Source organism: Streptomyces coeruleorubidus (genome assembly GCF_008705135.1).
GTDB classification, from domain to species: domain Bacteria; phylum Actinomycetota; class Actinomycetes; order Streptomycetales; family Streptomycetaceae; genus Streptomyces; species Streptomyces coeruleofuscus.
This window is the reverse complement of sequence record NZ_CP023694.1, coordinates 401,763-417,298: the sequence shown is the minus strand read 5'-3', so window position 1 is coordinate 417,298 and position 15,536 is coordinate 401,763. Positions and strand designations below refer to the sequence as shown.

General features: G+C 71.0%; 14 protein-coding genes. 9 read left to right on the top strand and 5 right to left on the bottom strand.

The genetic code is table 11. The features are described 5' to 3' along the window. Positions 1-35 precede the first annotated feature (35 nt). From CP976_RS01995 to CP976_RS01975, 5 genes are read left to right on the top strand one after another with little or no spacing between them, the layout of a single operon-like run. Complete coding sequence (locus CP976_RS01995) at positions 36-779, top strand: FadR/GntR family transcriptional regulator (RefSeq protein WP_150478718.1); 744 nt, start codon at positions 36-38, stop codon at positions 777-779. Then, positions 776-1,921: a galactonate dehydratase gene (gene dgoD / locus CP976_RS01990; RefSeq protein ID WP_150478717.1), complete on the top strand. Its 1,146-nt coding sequence runs from the start codon at positions 776-778 to the stop codon at positions 1,919-1,921. The genes CP976_RS01995 and dgoD overlap by 4 nt, the downstream gene beginning before the upstream one ends. A 50-nt stretch (positions 1,922-1,971) precedes the next feature. After that, positions 1,972-2,592, top strand: coding sequence for a bifunctional 4-hydroxy-2-oxoglutarate aldolase/2-dehydro-3-deoxy-phosphogluconate aldolase (locus CP976_RS01985; RefSeq protein ID WP_150478716.1), 621 nt, complete (start codon positions 1,972-1,974; stop codon positions 2,590-2,592). Positions 2,593-2,642: 50 nt separating this feature from the next. After that, positions 2,643-3,563 carry a sugar kinase gene (locus CP976_RS01980; RefSeq protein WP_373304887.1) on the top strand — a complete coding sequence of 307 codons (921 nt, stop codon included), beginning with the start codon at positions 2,643-2,645 and terminating at the stop codon, positions 3,561-3,563. Positions 3,564-3,578: 15 nt separating this feature from the next. Next, complete coding sequence (locus CP976_RS01975; protein ID WP_150478714.1) at positions 3,579-4,457, top strand: SMP-30/gluconolactonase/LRE family protein; 879 nt, start codon at positions 3,579-3,581, stop codon at positions 4,455-4,457. Between the two features lie 15 nt (positions 4,458-4,472). Here CP976_RS01975 and CP976_RS01970 read toward each other — a convergent pair whose 3' ends face one another. Genes CP976_RS01970 through CP976_RS01960 form a run of 3 tightly spaced genes read right to left on the bottom strand, consistent with a single transcriptional unit; the run spans position 4,473 to position 7,254 of the window. Further along, positions 4,473-5,165, bottom strand: a complete 693-nt coding sequence (locus tag CP976_RS01970; protein WP_086847423.1) for a GntR family transcriptional regulator — start codon at positions 5,163-5,165, stop codon at positions 4,473-4,475. A gap of 20 nt (positions 5,166-5,185) precedes the next feature. Next, entirely contained in the window at positions 5,186-5,914 is a 729-nt protein-coding gene (gene cuyB, locus CP976_RS01965) for a cysteate racemase (RefSeq protein WP_150478713.1), read from the bottom strand. Then, on the bottom strand, positions 5,911-7,254 hold the full coding sequence (locus CP976_RS01960; RefSeq protein WP_229875885.1) for a dicarboxylate/amino acid:cation symporter: 1,344 nt from the start codon (positions 7,252-7,254) through the stop codon (positions 5,911-5,913). Before CP976_RS01960 ends, cuyB begins: the two co-directional genes overlap by 4 nt. 131 nt (positions 7,255-7,385) lie before the next feature. On the opposite strand from CP976_RS01960, the gene aspA reads away from it, so the two are divergent. Both aspA and CP976_RS01950 read left to right on the top strand, forming a co-directional pair. After that, complete coding sequence (gene aspA, locus CP976_RS01955; RefSeq protein WP_150478712.1) at positions 7,386-8,810, top strand: aspartate ammonia-lyase; 1,425 nt, start codon at positions 7,386-7,388, stop codon at positions 8,808-8,810. Between the two features lie 43 nt (positions 8,811-8,853). After that, positions 8,854-9,552: a TetR/AcrR family transcriptional regulator gene (locus CP976_RS01950; RefSeq protein ID WP_150478711.1), complete on the top strand. Its 699-nt coding sequence runs from the start codon at positions 8,854-8,856 to the stop codon at positions 9,550-9,552. A gap of 17 nt (positions 9,553-9,569) precedes the next feature. Here the strand turns inward: CP976_RS01950 and CP976_RS01945 are convergent, their stop codons facing one another. After that, positions 9,570-10,448 (bottom strand): helix-turn-helix transcriptional regulator, encoded by an 879-nt coding sequence (locus CP976_RS01945; RefSeq protein ID WP_150478710.1) that lies wholly within the window; start codon positions 10,446-10,448, stop codon positions 9,570-9,572. Positions 10,449-10,692: 244 nt separating this feature from the next. On the opposite strand from CP976_RS01945, the gene CP976_RS01940 reads away from it, so the two are divergent. Then, positions 10,693-11,700, top strand: a complete 1,008-nt coding sequence (locus tag CP976_RS01940) for a zinc-dependent alcohol dehydrogenase family protein (protein ID WP_150478709.1) — start codon at positions 10,693-10,695, stop codon at positions 11,698-11,700. 104 nt (positions 11,701-11,804) lie between these two features. After that, a complete protein-coding gene (locus CP976_RS01935; protein ID WP_150478708.1) occupies positions 11,805-12,518 on the top strand; it encodes an SDR family NAD(P)-dependent oxidoreductase in 714 nt (237 codons plus the stop codon). Between the two features lie 106 nt (positions 12,519-12,624). Here the strand turns inward: CP976_RS01935 and CP976_RS01930 are convergent, their stop codons facing one another. Next, the gene (locus CP976_RS01930) at positions 12,625-15,327 is read right to left on the bottom strand and encodes a carbohydrate-binding protein (protein ID WP_229875889.1); all 2,703 of its coding nucleotides are present in this window, start codon (positions 15,325-15,327) and stop codon (positions 12,625-12,627) included. Positions 15,328-15,536: the final 209 nt, after the last annotated feature.

Genomic DNA, 15,536 nt, shown 5'->3' with positions numbered 1-15,536 from the left:
CGGCAGCGAACGGGACCGGAGCGGAAACGGAGAACGTGGTGACCCATCCCGGTAAGGGGCTGCACGGCCAGGCCGTGGAGGAGCTGGGCCGGCGCATCATCCGCGGCGACTACCCCCCGGGGTCCGTGGTGGACCCGGTCAAGTTCGAGGCAGAACTCGGCGTCAGCAAGACCGTCGTCCGCGAGGCGATGCGCGTGCTGGCGTCCAAGGGCCTGCTCGAGTCGAAGCAGAAGCGCGGTACGACCATCCGGCCCCGGGCCGACTGGAACCTGCTCGACAGCGACCTGCTGCGCTGGCAGGGCAGCAGTGCTCCGACCGACGCCTTCCTGGAGGACCTCGCCGAGGTCCGCGCGATAGTCGAGCCCGCCGGAGCCCGGCTCGCCGCGGCCCGCCGCACCCCGTCCGACCTGGAGGCGATGCGGCAGGCGCTCGACGCCATGGCGGCGGCGGGCGCGGACGCGGAGGCCATGGTCGAGGCGGACCTGGCCTTCCACCGCGCCCTGCTGGACGCCGCCCACAACGAACTGCTCAGCCGCATGGAGGTCGTCATCGAGGCCGGTCTGCGCGTCCGCGACCGGATCGTGCACGGCGCCCAGCACCACTCCGACTCCATCCCCGTGCACCAGGAACTGCTGGACGCGGTCGAAGCGGGCGACCCGGACGCCGCCGTGGCCGCCGTCGAGTCCCTGCTGGCCCAGGCCTCCGACGACCTGGCGGCCGTCCGGGCGCGGGACGGCCAGGACGAAGCACACGACACGCAGCCGAAGGAAGCTCCTTGAAGATAACCGGACTTGAGACGTTCCTGGTGGCTCCGCGCTGGCTGTTCCTGCGCGTCGCCACCGACGAGGGCATCACCGGCTGGGGCGAACCCGTGATCGAGGGCCGTGCCGAGACCGTGCGCACCGCGGTCCACGAACTGGCCGACCACCTCGTCGGCCGGGACCCGCTGCGCATCGAGGACCACTGGCAGGTGCTCACCAAGGGCGGCTTCTACCGCGGCGGCCCCATCCTCTCCAGTGCCGTCGCCGGTATCGACCAGGCCCTGTGGGACATCGCCGGCAAGACCTACGGCGTCCCGGTGCACCGCCTCCTCGGCGGCCCGGTACGGGACCGCGTCCGGATGTACGCCTGGATCGGCGGCGACCGCCCGAGCGACGTGGCGGAGCTGGCCCGGGAGCAGGTGAAGGCGGGCTTCACCGCCGTGAAGATGAACGCCTCGGCCGAGCTCGCCCCGATCGACACCCCGGCCCGCACCGCCGAGGTCGTCGAACGCGTCGCGGCCGTCCGCGACGTGCTCGGCGACGAGCGGGACATCGCCGTCGACTTCCACGGCCGCGTCTCCACCGCCATGGCACGCCGCCTGCTGCCCCTGCTGGAACCACTGCACCCGCTGTTCGTCGAAGAACCCGTTCTGCCGGAACACTCGGGCAACCTGCGCAGCCTGGTGGAGTCCACGAGCATCCCGCTCGCCACCGGCGAACGCCTCTACTCCCGCTGGGACTTCCGCGAGGTCATGACCAGCGGCATCGCCGTCGCCCAGCCCGACCTGTCGCACGCGGGCGGCATCTCCGAGGTCCGCCGCATCGCGGCCATGGCCGAGACGTACGACGTCACCATGGCACCCCACTGCCCGCTCGGCCCGATCGCGCTGGCCGCCAGCCTCCAGATCGCCTTCTCCGTGCCGAACTTCCTCATCCAGGAACAGAGCATGGGCATCCACTACAACCAGCAGTGCGACCTGCTGGAGTACGTGATGGATCCCGAACCCTTCCGCTTCGACGGCGGGTACGCCGTCCGCGGGTCCCGTCCCGGCCTCGGTGTCGACATCGACGAGAAGGCCGTACGCCGCGCCGCCGAGACCGGACACCGCTGGCGCAACCCCGTATGGCGAGGAGCCGACGGGGCGTTCACCGAATGGTGAGCAGCGCCCGGCCCCCGCACCAGCCCACGCCCAAGGAGAGCCCGCTTCCCATGAACCTGGTGGAATCGCTCCGAGCCCACCGCCTGCTGGCGATCGTGCGCGGCAAGGATCCCGCCGCCGCACTGCGCACCGTACGCACCCTCGCCGAGGAGGGCATCACGGCCGTCGAGGTCTCACTGACCACCGCCGACGCCCTGACCGTCATCCGGCAGGCCCGCACCGAACTGGGCCCCGACGCGTTCCTCGGCGCCGGAACCGTCCGCTCCGCCGCGGACGCCGAGCGAGCCGTGGACGCCGGTGCCTCGTACCTCGTCACCCCGGCACTGGTCGACGGACTGGAGCCCTACGGCACACCCGTGCTGATGGGCGCCCTGACGCCCACCGAGATCGAACTCGCCCTCGCCCGGGGCGCCGCAGCGATCAAACTCTTCCCCGGTTCCCTCGGCGGCCCCGGCTATCTGGGCGCCCTGCGCGACCCGTTCCCCGAGGTGCCGTTCGTGCCCGTCGGGGGAGTGGACGCGCAGGCCGCCCGCGACTATCTGGACCGGGGCGCCATCGCCGTCGGCGTCGGCTCACCGCTCGTCGGGGACGCGGCCAACGGCGGCGACCTCGAGCAACTCCGCGCCCGCGCGGCAGCGTTCCGCAGGGTGGCCGTGGGGGAGACGCCGTGACGGCACCGGACCGCCAGGCCCCGCCCGACGTGGTGACCTTCGGCGAGACGATGGCGGCGCTCCGCGCCCGGGGCGCACTGCGGTTGGGCTGCAGTCTCGGCCTGTCCGTGGCGGGAGCCGAGTCCAACGTCGCCATCGGCCTGGCCCGGCTCGGACACCGGGTGCGCTGGGCCGGCCGCGTCGGGGCCGACGAACTCGGCGCGTTGGTACTGCGAACGCTCCGCGCCGAGGACATCGACACCGGCCACGCGGTAACCGACGGCACCGGCCGCCCCACGGGCCTGCTCCTGACCGAACCCCGCCTGGGCACGCTGACCCGCGTCAGCTACTACCGCGCGGGATCCGCCGGTTCGGCCGTCTCACCGGCCGACGTACTGCCCGCGCTGTCCCCCGGAACCCGCGTCCTGCATCTCACCGGCATCACCCCGGCGCTCGGTCCGTCGGCGGCCGAGGCCGCCCTGACCGCCGCCGCGACGGCTCACGAGTCCGGCATCACGGTATGCCTCGACGTCAACTACCGGTCCCGGCTGTGGTCCGCCGACCAGGCGCGCACGGCCCTGCGGCCGATGCTGGCCCATGTCGACCTGCTCATCGCCTCCGAGGACGAACTGCCGCTGGTGCTGGAACGGCCGGCGGCGGACGAGCCGGAGGCCGTGGACGGCATCGTGTCCGCAGGCGTGCGCGAGGTGGTCGTCAAGAGGGGCGCACGCGGCGCGACGAGCTTCACCGCCGACGGGGCGAGCGACTGCGCCGCCCGACAGGTCGACGCGGTGGATCTGGTCGGCGCGGGCGACGCGTTCGTCGCCGGATACCTGTCCGGACTCCTCGACGGCGCGGACATCCCCGCCCGTCTGCACCGAGCCGTCACCACCGCCGCCTTCGCCGTCGCCACCCGCGGCGACTGGGAGGGCCTCCCGACCCGGGACGAACTCGGCCTGTTCGACCAGCCGGACGGCACGACCATCCGCTGAGCCAGGAGACTGAACATGACATCAACGGCAGTGCCCGCGACGGTCGTCGTGGAGGGCGGGTACGAACTCGCCGAGGGCGGCCGCTGGGTCGACGGAAGGTACGTGTACGTCGACATCCTCAGCGGCCGGCTCTTCGAACTGCGTGATACCACCAGGCCGGTCCAACTCGCCGGGCTGGACGTGCCGTTGGGGGCTGTCGCGCCGGTGGGCGACCGGCCGGACACCTGGATCGCCGCCGCGGGCACCGGCATCGCGCTGCTCTCGCCCGACGGCACACCGGAATGGCTCGACCGCCCCGAGGACCGCACCCCGCTCCCCAGCCGGATGAACGACGGCGTCGCGGACCCCGCCGGCCGTTTCTGGGCCGGCAGCATGGCCTACGACGGCACCCACGGCGCCGGCTCGCTCTACCGGACGGACCCCGACGGCACGGTCGTACGCGTCCTCGACGGCCTGACCATCGCCAACGGCCCGGCCTTCACCGCCGACGGCACGACCCTGTATCTCGCCGACACGGCCGTCGGCACGATCCTCCGCTGCCGGGTCGATCCCGTCTGCGGCGAGCTCATCGGAGGCCCGGAGACCTTCGCCCGCCTGCGCGAGGACGAAGGAAGCCCCGACGGGATGACCGTCGACGAGGAGGGCTGCCTGTGGGTCGCGATGTGGGGCGCCGGTGCGGTCCGCCGCTACCACCCCGACGGCCGGCTGCTCCACACCCTGGCCGTGCCCGCCCCGCACCCCACGTCGGTCTGCCTGCACCCCGGCGAGAGGCGCCTCCTGGTCACCACGGCCCGGTACGGCGTGCAGAACCCGGACGCGACCTCCGGCGCGGTGCTCAGCGTCCCCGTACCGGTCAGGGGAACGGCGGCCTGCTCCTGGCGGGCCAGGGGCTGAACACGGCATCCGCCCCTACGCGGAGCCTGCCCCGGCATCCGTGAACTGGTTGGTGTCGAAGAGCCGGTTGATGTGGCCGCCGAGTTCGGACCAGTGCTGTCCGGAGAGCTCGGCCGCGGCGCGGGCGTCGCCTCCGGCGCAGACGTCGACGAGCCGGCCGTGGTGCTCGATGGTGTTCCGGCCGCCGAGGAGGGTGGAGAACTTCCGGTACAGGATGCGGTGGATCTGGGGGTGGAGCTGCTCGACGATCCGGCTCAGGACGGGATTGTCCGCTGCCGCGATGGGGACGGCGTGGAAGCGGTCGTCGGCGGCGAGGGCCGCGTCGGTGTCGTTGGCGGCGACGGCCCGTTCGAAGTCCCGGTTGGCCTGCCGCATGGCCTGAAGGTCCTGCTCGGTCATGACCGGCACGGCCGTCTCGACGGCGAGCTGGTCGAGGGAGCGCAGCACGGCGAGGGTCTTCTCGACGTCGCGGCGGTTGAGGGTGGTGATGCGCGTGTAGACGCCGGGCTTCGCCTCGACCAGGCCGCTGTCCGCGAGCCGGGCGAGCGCCTCGCGCACCGGGGTGCGGCTGAGCCCGAGGCGCTCGGCGAGCTCACTGTCCTTGACCTTCTCCCCGGGAGCGAGTTCCCCACGCACGATGGAGTCGCGCAGGCGGTGGAAGACCTCGTCGCTGAGGAGACGGCGGGAGACCGGGCTGTCGAGTGACATACTGCGTACAGTACATCGATCTAGGCCGCCTCTCCGGCTGTGCTCCCGCGTCCGGCCCGGCGCACGAGGGCCTGGGCCAGCACGAGCGCCGGGTCGACGAGGGGGACGTCCACGGTGTCGGCGGGCAGGCCCAGGGGAATCTCGGTGCAGCCCGCGATCACCGCCTGGGCGCCCTGTTCGGTCAGGTGCCGCGCGGCGCGTTCCAGGAGCGTGGTCGCGCCGTCCCGGTCACCGGCCTTCACCGCACGGATGCCGGCCATCACCTCCCGGTCCTGGCTGCCGGCGTCGGGCAGCACGAGGCGGATCCCGAAGCGGCCCAGCCAGTCCTGGTACAGGCCCGCGCGAAGGGTGCCGGTGGTGGCGAGCAGTCCGGCGGTGTGGATGCGGGGGCTCACGGTGCTGAGGTGCTGGGCCACCTCGCCGATCATGTGGACGATGGGCAGGCCGACGTGCTCGGCGATGCGCGGGACGAAGGCGTGCGCGGTGTTGCACGGAATGGCGATGACCGTGGCGCCGGCCTCGCGCAGGACGCGGCTGCCGTCGAGGAGCCAGGGCGTGGGATCGGGGCCGTCGCCCAGCAGGGCGTCGGTGCGGTCGGGGATGGTGGGGTCGGACCAGATGACCGTGCGGAGGTGGTCCTGGTCGCTGCTGCCCGGAGTCATCGACACCAGCTTGGCGTAGAAGTCGGCGGTGGCCGCCGGCCCCATCCCGCCCAGGATGCCGATGATCTCCGAGGTGGAGGTGGTCACTGCGCGGGTTCCTTCCGGAGGGCCGGGGCGTCGGCCTCGGCCGGGATGCCGGGGGTTTCACGCCCGCCGCGTTTCGCCTCACGCCGCTTCTCGGAGCTGTCGACCACGGCGGCGGCGAGCGAGTTGCCGATGACGTTCACGCCGGTGCGGGCCATGTCGACGATGAAGTCCACGCCCAGGAGCAGGGCGATGCCCTCGGCGGGAAGTCCGACGGAGTTGCCGGCGGCGATGAGGACGACGATGGAGGCGGAGGCGACACCGGCCATGCCCTTGGAGAGGATCACCAGCACGCCGACCATGAGGAGCAGGGCGGGCAGAGACGTGTCGGCGCCGTAGGCGTTGGCGAGGAAGACCAGCGCGGCGGCCTGGTAGAGGACGGAGCCGTCGGTGTTGAAGGAGTAGCCGAGAGGGACGACGAACGAGGTCGTCGACCGGCTGAGACCGAACGCCTCCAACTTGCCCATCAGCGGTGCCAGTACCGATTCGGAGCTGCGGGTGACGAAGGCGATCCCGGCCAGCCCGGCGATCGACTTCATCAACTCGACGTAGCGGATGCGGTAGATCGCGGCGATGAGCGGGAAGAGCACGCCGACGACGATGGCCAGGCCCGTGTAGACCACGGCGATGAACCCCAGCAGGCTGCGGAGGTTGCCGAAGCCGTAGTGGGCGACGTCGTAGGAGATGAAGCCGAGCACGCCCAGCGGGGCGACGCGGATGACGTAGCCGACGACCTTGAACATCACCGAGGCGACGGACTCCAGGACGGAGGCGAAGGGCTCGGACTTCTCCCCGATCGCGGCCATGGCGACGCCGACGAGGAGGGCGAAGACGATCGCGCCGAGCAGGTTGCCCTCGCTGAACGCGGCGAAGATGTTCTTCGGTACGGCGTGCAGGACCAGTTCGTGGAAGTCGATGCCCTGGCTCATGCCGTCCAGGTCCTTGGCGTCGGCCTCCTGGACGGGGGCGCCCTTGCCGATTCCCGTGAACTTGGCCAGTCCGACCGCGATCAGCAGGATGACGGTGGTGACGATCTCGAAGTAGAGGATGGCCTTGCCGGCGATCCGGCCGACCTTCTTGACCGACTCCATGCGGGCGATGCCCAGCACGATGAGCGGGAAGACCAGCGGCAGGACCACGACCTGCACCAGGTTCAGGAACACCTCCCCGAGGATCTTCATCTGCTCGCCGGCCGACGGGGCGAGAGTTCCGATCAGGGCTCCGAGCCCGACGGCGATGATCGACTGGACCCCGATCGGCATCTTCAGGCACCGCCGCAGCAGTCCCGCGGGCCGGGTTTTGGGGCCGTCTGTGCTGGTGGGAGTGGGTTGCGATGTGCTCATGGAAGCCTCCTACCGCTCCAATATATTGCGCTCTGCGTATTGGGCGGTAAGACTGGGCTCCGAAGCGGTGGCCTGTCAAGGGGCCGCACCGGCGGCGCCGACCTGAGTCGGCGCCCGACGAGGAGGCGCAGATGGCGCAGGGCACACGCGTGGAACACGACCTGGTGGGGGACAAGGAGGTCCCGGCCGACGCCTACTACGGCGTGCACACGGTGCGGGCGGTGGAGAACTTCGCGATCACCGGGTCGACCATCGCCCGGTTCCCCGAACTGATCACCGCGCTGGCAGCGGTCAAGCAGGCGGCCGCGCAGGCCAACCGCGACCTGGGCCTGCTGCCCCCGGACGTCGCCCGGGCGATCATCAGGGCCTGCGAGGAGGTCGCCGCCGGACAGCTGCACGACCAGTTCGTCGTCGACCCCGTCCAGGGCGGGGCCGGCACGTCGACGAACATGAACGCCAACGAGGTCATCGCCAACCGGGCCCTGGAGATCCTCGGCCACCCCCGCGGCTGCTACGACGCGATCCACCCGCTCGACCACGTCAACCTCGGCCAGAGCACCAACGACGTCTACCCCACCGCCGTCCGCCTGGCCCTGGTCGCCTCACTGCGCCGGCTCGGCGACTCCCTGCGGGCGCTGGCCACGGCCTTCGCCACCAAGGCGACGGAGTTCGGTGACGTCTTGAAGATGGGCCGCACCCAGCTCCAGGACGCCGTCCCCATGACCCTCGGTCAGGAGTTCACCACCTACGCCGTCATGATCGAGGAGGACCGGCAACGCCTCACCGAGGCCGCCGCCCTGCTGCTGGAGTCCAACCTCGGCGGCACCGCGATCGGCACCGGCATCAACGGCCACCCCCGCTACGCCGGACTCGCCTGCTCCTATCTCGCCGGCATCAGCGGCGAACCCGTCCGGCCGGCGGGCGACTTCATCGAAGCCACCCAGGACTGCGGCGCATTCGTGCAGCTCTCCGGTGTCCTCAAGCGCGTCGCGGTGAAACTCTCCAAGACGTGCAACGACCTGCGTCTGATGTCCTCCGGGCCCATCGCCGGGCTCGGCGAGATCAACCTGCCGCCGGTGCAGGCGGGCTCGTCGATCATGCCTGGCAAGGTCAACCCGGTGATCCCCGAAGTCGTCAACCAGGTCGCCTTCGAGGTCATCGGCAACGACCTGACGGTCACCATGGCCGCCGAAGCCGGGCAGCTCCAGCTCAACGCCTTCGAACCGGTCATCGCCTACAGCCTGTTGCGCTCCCTGGCCCATCTGCGCGCGGCCTGCGACACCCTCGCCACCCGCTGCGTCCCCGGCATCACCGCCAACCGCGAACACCTCCATGACACGGTCCACCGCTCCATCGGCCTGGTGACCGCACTCGCCCCGCACATCGGCTACGCCGCCTCCACCGCGCTGGCCCGCCGGGCCCTCGCCACGGGCCGCGGCATCAAGGACCTGGCCACGGAAGCGGGTCTGCTCACCGCCGAGCAACTGGACACGATCCTGCGCCCGGAGAACCTCACCGGTCAGGCACCTCTGCCGGAGGTTCTGACCACGACGTGACAGGGTAACTGGATAGGCTGATCCGATTGCTGGAGTGGCCGGTATGAGTCCTGGTGCCCAGCATTCCGACGGCCCCGCCGCCCAGCCGCTGCGCAAGGACGCCGAGCGGAACCGGGAGCGGATCATCGCCGCCGCGCGCAGGGTGTTCGCGCGCGACGGGCTGAGCGCCTCCCTGGCGTCCGTGGCCCGTGAGGCGGGGGTGGGGATCGCCACGATGTTCCGCCGCTTCCCGACGAAGGAGGAGCTGGTCGACGCCGTCTTCTCCGACCGCATGGACGCCTACGCCGACGCGGTCGCGGCCGCTCTGGACGACCCCGATCCCTGGCACGGTTTCGTCGGCTACATCGAGACCGCGTGCGCGATGCAGGCCGCCGACAGCGGCTTCGCCGACGTCCTGACCATGACCTTCCCCACCGCCAAGGCCCTGGAGCAGCGCCGCGACGAGGCGTACGAGGCCATGGTGCGGCTGATCGACCGCGCCAAGGCGGCAGGCCGGCTGCGTGAGGACTTGGACCCCTCGGACCTGGTCCTGATCCACATGGCCAACGCCGGTGTCGTCAATGCCACCGGCGACGCCGCCCCCGACGCCTGGCGGCGCGTCGTCGCCCTGATGATCCACTCGCTCAAGGCCCCGGCCCGCGGACCCCTGCCCGATCCGCCCGAGCACGACGCCCTCTACCGGGCGATGCTCCGCGCCGGCCCGGGAGGCCCCACCGCGCCGGCGCCCGGCAAGAGGAACTGACGCACCGGCCGGTCCGTCTACCGCCTGGTGGAGCCCGCTTCCTGAGTGGCGGCCCAGGTGGCGAGCAGGTTCAGGTTCTCCGCGGAGGGCGAACCGGGTTCGGCGGTGTAGATGGTGAGGGTGAGGCCTGGTTCGGCCGTGATGGCCAGGGCTTCCCAGGTGAGGGTGAGATCGCCGACGACGGGGTGGTGGAACTGCTTCGTGCCGGTGCCGTGGCGGGTGACGTTGTGGGCGCCCCAGCGGGTGCGGAACGCGTCGCTGCGGGTGGACAGTTCGCCGACGAGGTCGTGCAGCTCCTTGTCGTGGGGATTGCGGCCGGCCTCCGTGCGCAGGACGTCGACGGTCATGTCGGCGGCGAGTTCCCAGTTGGAGTAGAAGCGGTGGGCGCCTGGATCGAGGAACTGGTAGCGGGCGAGGTTCGGCGGCTGGGTGTGGTGGCCGCTGTAGATGTCGCCGAAGAAGGCGCGGGCGAGCTGGTTGGTGGCGAGCAGATCCAGACGGCCGTTGACGACGAACGCGGCCCCGGTGGTGATGGCGTCCAGGGTCCATTGCAGGCTCGTGTGCAGGCTGCGCTGCCTGCTGGAGCGGGGCCGGGGGCGGGCGAGGGCGTCGGAGCCCTCGGCGGCTTGGGCCAGATGGAGCAGGTGGGCGCGTTCCGCGTCGTCGAGCTGGAGGGCGCGGGCGACGGCTTCGAGCACGGCGGGTGAGACGCCGGCGAGGTTGCCGCGTTCGAGTTTGGCGTAGTACTCGACGCTGACGTCGGCCAGGGCCGCGACCTCGCTGCGGCGCAGTCCGGGGACGCGGCGCCGGGTGCCGGCCGGCAGCCCGGCCTGCGCGGGGGTGATCTTGGCTCGCCGCGAGGTGAGGAACTCGCGGACTTCGTCACGGTTGTCCACAAGACGACCGTACGGCCGCGTGCGGCGCCGTGGGGTGTACTGCGGGTACACCCCTCATCAGTAACTCGCTCCCCGCACCCTGGGCTGGTTCCCTGGACGTCGTGGTGCTTTCCGCCCCGCCGCCATCGGTGGCGCGGTCTGAGCAGAAGTGCCTCGGGCGGTGAGGCGACCCGCCCGGCAGGACTCGGCGCCACGGGCGCCGGCACACAGAAGGCAAGGAGACGCAGTCATGCGTGGAGTGGTCATGTACACAGCAGGTGACGTCCGGGTGGAGGAGCGCGCGGACCCCAAGCTCATCGAGCCCACCGACGCGATCGTCCGGCTGACCGCGACCTGTATATGCGGATCGGACCTGTGGCCCTACCGCGGGGTCGAGCCCGCCGACCACACGGACATGGGCCACGAGTACGTGGGTGTGGTCGAGGAAGTCGGCGACGACGTGCGCAACGTCAAGGTGGGCGACTTCGTCGTCGGGTCGTTCGTCATCTCCGACAACACCTGCGAGATCTGCCGTGCGGGCTACCAGTCCGGCTGTGTGCACCGGGAGTTCGTGGCTCAGACGGTCGGCACCCAGGCCGAGAAGGCCCGCATCCCCCACGCGGACGGCACTCTCGTCGCCACGCCGGGGCAGCCGGACGAGGACCTGATCCCGTCGCTGCTCGCCGCCTCCGACGTGCTCGGCACCGGCTGGTACGGGGCCGTCGCCGCGGAGGCCGGCCCGGGCAAGACGGTCGCGGTCGTCGGCGACGGCGCGGTCGGCCTGATGGCCGTCCTCGCCGCCAAGCAGCTCGGCGCGGAGCGCATCATCGCGATGTCCCGCCACCCCGAGCGGCAGGAGCTGGCCCGGTTCTACGGCGCGACCGACATCGTCGAGGAGCGCGGTGACGCGGGCGTGGCGAGGATCAAGGAGCTCACGGGCGGGCTCGGCGCGCACTCGGTGGTCGAGGCCGTCGGCACCCAGGAGTCGACGATGCAGGCCATCAACTCGACGCGCCCCGGCGGCCATCTGGGCTTCGTCGGCGTCAACTACGACGTCTCGATCCAGGGCATCGACCTGTTCTTCGCCGGCATCCACACCGAGGGCGGGCCCGCCCCGGTACGCCGGTTCCTGCCCGACCTGATCCAGCTCATCTGGGACCGGAAGATCGACCCCGGCAAGGTCTTCGACCTCACCCTGCCGCTGGAGGAGGCCGCGGAGGGCTACAAGGCGATGGACGAGCGGCGTGCCACCAAGGTCCTCCTCACCCTCTGACGCGCTCCCGCGCCTGGTCGTCCGCCCTGTTTCCCCAGAGCCGGGCGGACGACCCGGTGGGGGCCTCGACCATGGTGGGGACGACGACAGGAGAGGGGACTGACATGGCATTGGTTCTGGTGACCGGAGCGGCCGGCGGGCTCGGGCGCAACACGGCGGAGGCGCTGGCCGGCGAGGGGCACGACGTGGTCGTCCACGTCCGCAACCCGGCCCGGCTCACCGGCGCGGACGACACCGCCCGGTGGCAAGGCGTCATCACCGGGGACCTGGCCGAGCCGGCCGAAATCCGCGATGTCGCCCGGCAGGCCGCCGGGTTCGGCCGCTTCGACGCCGTCATCCACAACGCCGGCGTCATGAACCGCCCGGAAGACGTCACCGTCAACACGGTCGCGCCCTACGTGCTGACGGCCCTGATGGACAAGCCGGCCAGGCTCGTGTACCTCAGCAGCTCCATGCACCGAACGGGCTCCACCGACCTGCGACGGCTGGCCACGGGATCCGCCTCCTACGACGACACGAAGCTGTGGGTCACCACTCTCGCGCTCGCCTTCGCCTCCCGCTGGGAGGGAACCTCCAGCCACGCGGTCGACCCCGGGTGGGTCCCGACCCGTATGGGCGGTCGCGGCGCACCGGACGACCTGACCGCAGGCCACGAGACACAGGCGTGGCTCGCCACCCACCCGGACGTGACCCCGAGCACCGGCGGCTACTGGCACCACCGGCAGACCCGGACACCCCACCCCGCCTCGCGGGACGAACAGTTCCAGGCTCAGCTCGTCCAAGCCCTGGAGAGGCACACGGGTGTCACGCTGGACTGACCCTTGAGCCACGCGCCGCCCGACTGTGGTGACGCGGCGCGGGCACCGACGCGCGGGGCGAGGCGCCGACCGGGTATTCGGATCGGCGCCTCGCGTTCACCAGGGGCTACTTCGCCGCCATCGGCGTGACGGCGATCCGGTCGATCACCGGTGCGTACGGGGACCGCTGGTCGTACTGGTTGTACGTGTCGCCGTCGAAGTCCGGCAGTTCCTCCGCCGTGAAGGTGAGCCGGTTCGTGCCCTTCTCGAGGGTGACCGGGACGGTCAGGTCCCAGAAGTTGTTGAAGTGGAAGGTGGTCGGGAACAGCACCCGGCGCGCCGGTCCGCCGTTGAGGGAGAGGTCGGCGTGGCGGGCGATCGGGTCGGGGTTGTAGTGGGTGGCCGGTGCCTGTTCGGCGTTGGAGTAGCGGATGGTCAGCGCGTGCCGCCCGGCCCTGGTGGCCACCACGTCGACGGTGAGGGCGTTGGCCTTTCCGTCGCCGATGCCCGTGACGGCCTTGCCGTTCGTGGCGAAGGTGTAGGCGTCGGTGACCTTCGCCGCCCCGGTGAGGGTGCCGTTCTCCGCCTGCTGGACGGTGGGCACCAGGGTGCCCTTCGACGGGGCGACCCGCAGCCGGTCGAGGACGAGTTCGCGTGCCGTACCGGTCACGGTGATCTTGTTGATGCCGCCGGACAGGAACAGCCGGACCGTGTCCGTGCCCTTCTTGGCCCCGCCGGTCTTCGGCAGGTCGAGCTTCTCGCCGTTGAGTGCCAGGCTCGCGTGGCCGCCGCCCAAGTGGTCGACCGACACGGTCGATTCACCGTCGGTGGGGGAGTGGACCCAGAAGGTCGCGGAGGCACCCTTCGGCAGTGGAACCGCGCCCGGCCCCGAGGCGCCGCGGTGCGTGTAACGCGGCTCGGTACCGGCGAGGGTGGCGTACTCGGCCTCGTAGATCGCCGGAGCGGTCACCTTCTCGTCGCGCAGGGACAGGTCGATCTTGTCGATGATGGCGTCACCCTTGGTGACCCCGAGGTCGGGGTCCTGCGCGGCCAGGGTGATCCGGTGCTTGCCCGCCGTCAGCTTCACCGTCGTGTCGGTGTGGCCCCACACCACCCACTTGTAGCCCAGCGGCAGCCGCAGCTCCTGCGGGTCCTTGCCGTCGACGCGCAGGAAGACGTTGGTCGGGCCCTGCTCCTTCACCAGGTCGTACAGGTTGTAGGAGTTGGCGAAGACGCTCAGGTCGTACGTGCCGTCCTGCGGGACCTCGACGTCGAAGGCGAGGACCCCGTCGGAGCCGGTGCGCAGACCGCCCACGTTGTAGGCGCCCGACGTGGCGAACTTGCCGACGTCGGAGGGCGTGCCCTCGGGGCCGTTCCTGGAGTAGCCCTTGCCGGTGTAGGTGGCGTTCTCCGCCTCGTAGGTCTGGCGCCAGCTCACCGAAGGCGCGGCCGGCTCACCGCCGTTGCCGCCGGGGGAGAGGATGACCTGGTAGGCGGACATCTCGTTCATGCCGGTCATCGGCAGTGTGACCGAGCCGTCCGGCCCGACCGTCAGTTCCCGGTCCGCGAGCCGCAACGGCTGTGCCGAGTCGCCGACCTGTCCGGTCCAGGGGATCTCCTGGACGGTGGCGCGTACGGTCTTCCCGAACAGCTTCGGATCGACGTGGTCGAAGACGATGTCGGCGTCGCCGCTCTTGCCGCCGAAGAGGGCGCGGGACTGCTTCTTGTCCTCGTCGAGGGTGGCCACGCCCTGGAGCGTGTACTGCTGGTTGGGGCGCGGGGCGGTCACCTCGACCGTGTGACCCGACATCTGCCCGTAGGCGTTGAACAGCCACCACTGGCCGTTGCCCTTGTTGGCCTCCACGGCCGAGTCGTTGAGGTTGCCGTCGATGTTCCAGTACGCCAGGTCGGCGTCGATCTTGGACTCCTCGATGGCGGAGACCCACTGGACGACCTGGCCGGGCACGGACAGGTGGTAGTTGTGCCCGTACTCGTTCACGTTGATCGGCAGCGGGCCGACCCCGACGTCCTTCTCCATCTGCCGGTACTTCGCCACGTTCGTGCGGACCGCGGCGGGCGACGACAGCTCGTGCCAGGTCATCACGTCCGGCACCACGTCGTTGGCCTTGGCGTACTGGAGGAAGTCCTTGACCTGGCTGTAGAGGACGCTGGTGTTGGGGCCGGCGATGCGGGCGTCCGGGTCGAGGCCCTTGATGAGGTGGTAGACCTCCTTCCAGGCCGCGAAGTAGTGCTGGGGGTCCTTCAGCCAGGAGACCTTGTCGTAGCTCCACTCGCCGGTCCCGAACATGTTCCCTTCGGGCTCGTTGAAGGGCACGTAGACGACGTTGTCCTTGTACTCCCCCATGGTCAGGACCTGCTGGACCTGCTTCTTGATCTTCTGCTTGAAATCGGCGAGCCGCGCCGGGCCGTCCGCGCCCGGCCACTGGTACGGGAAGCCGCGGTAGATGTCGGTCATGTAGATGTAGACGTCCTTGCCGCCCGAGTCCACGAAGGGCGGCAGCATCTCCAGCGCGTCCGCTCCCGGGTGCTGCGGACCGTCCTGCGCCTTCGTCGACACCGTGCGCAGGTGCATGCCCTCGATGAGGTTGCGGCTCGGCACGCCGTCGCCGTACACGCCGTACAGCGAGCCGCTCGCGCCGCCGTGGAAGGCGCCGGTGTCGGTGGCGAGGTCGATGACGAGCCGTTCCCGCTCCTCGGCCCCGGCGGTTCCCGCGGAAGGGCCGACCAGGAGGGTGGCGAGGGCGGCCGTCACCGCGGCTGTGGCCACAGTCGTTCTACTTCGTCGCACTGAGGTCTCCGTGGTTTCCATACTGCTCGGACTGACTGCTCGGGCACTGAATCGGGCGCTGAAGAGGTCGAACCGGTTCGACTCGCCGCAGGAAAATGGGCTGCGACCCGCCCGGAGGCCGTTGCGGCGCGCAGAGACGGCCGCCCGTCGAACCGGTTCGCAGGAAGTTAGCACCGGCGAAATCCCCCAGCAATACCCCTGCCGCAGCACAAGAAGTGCTGCGCGGGGTG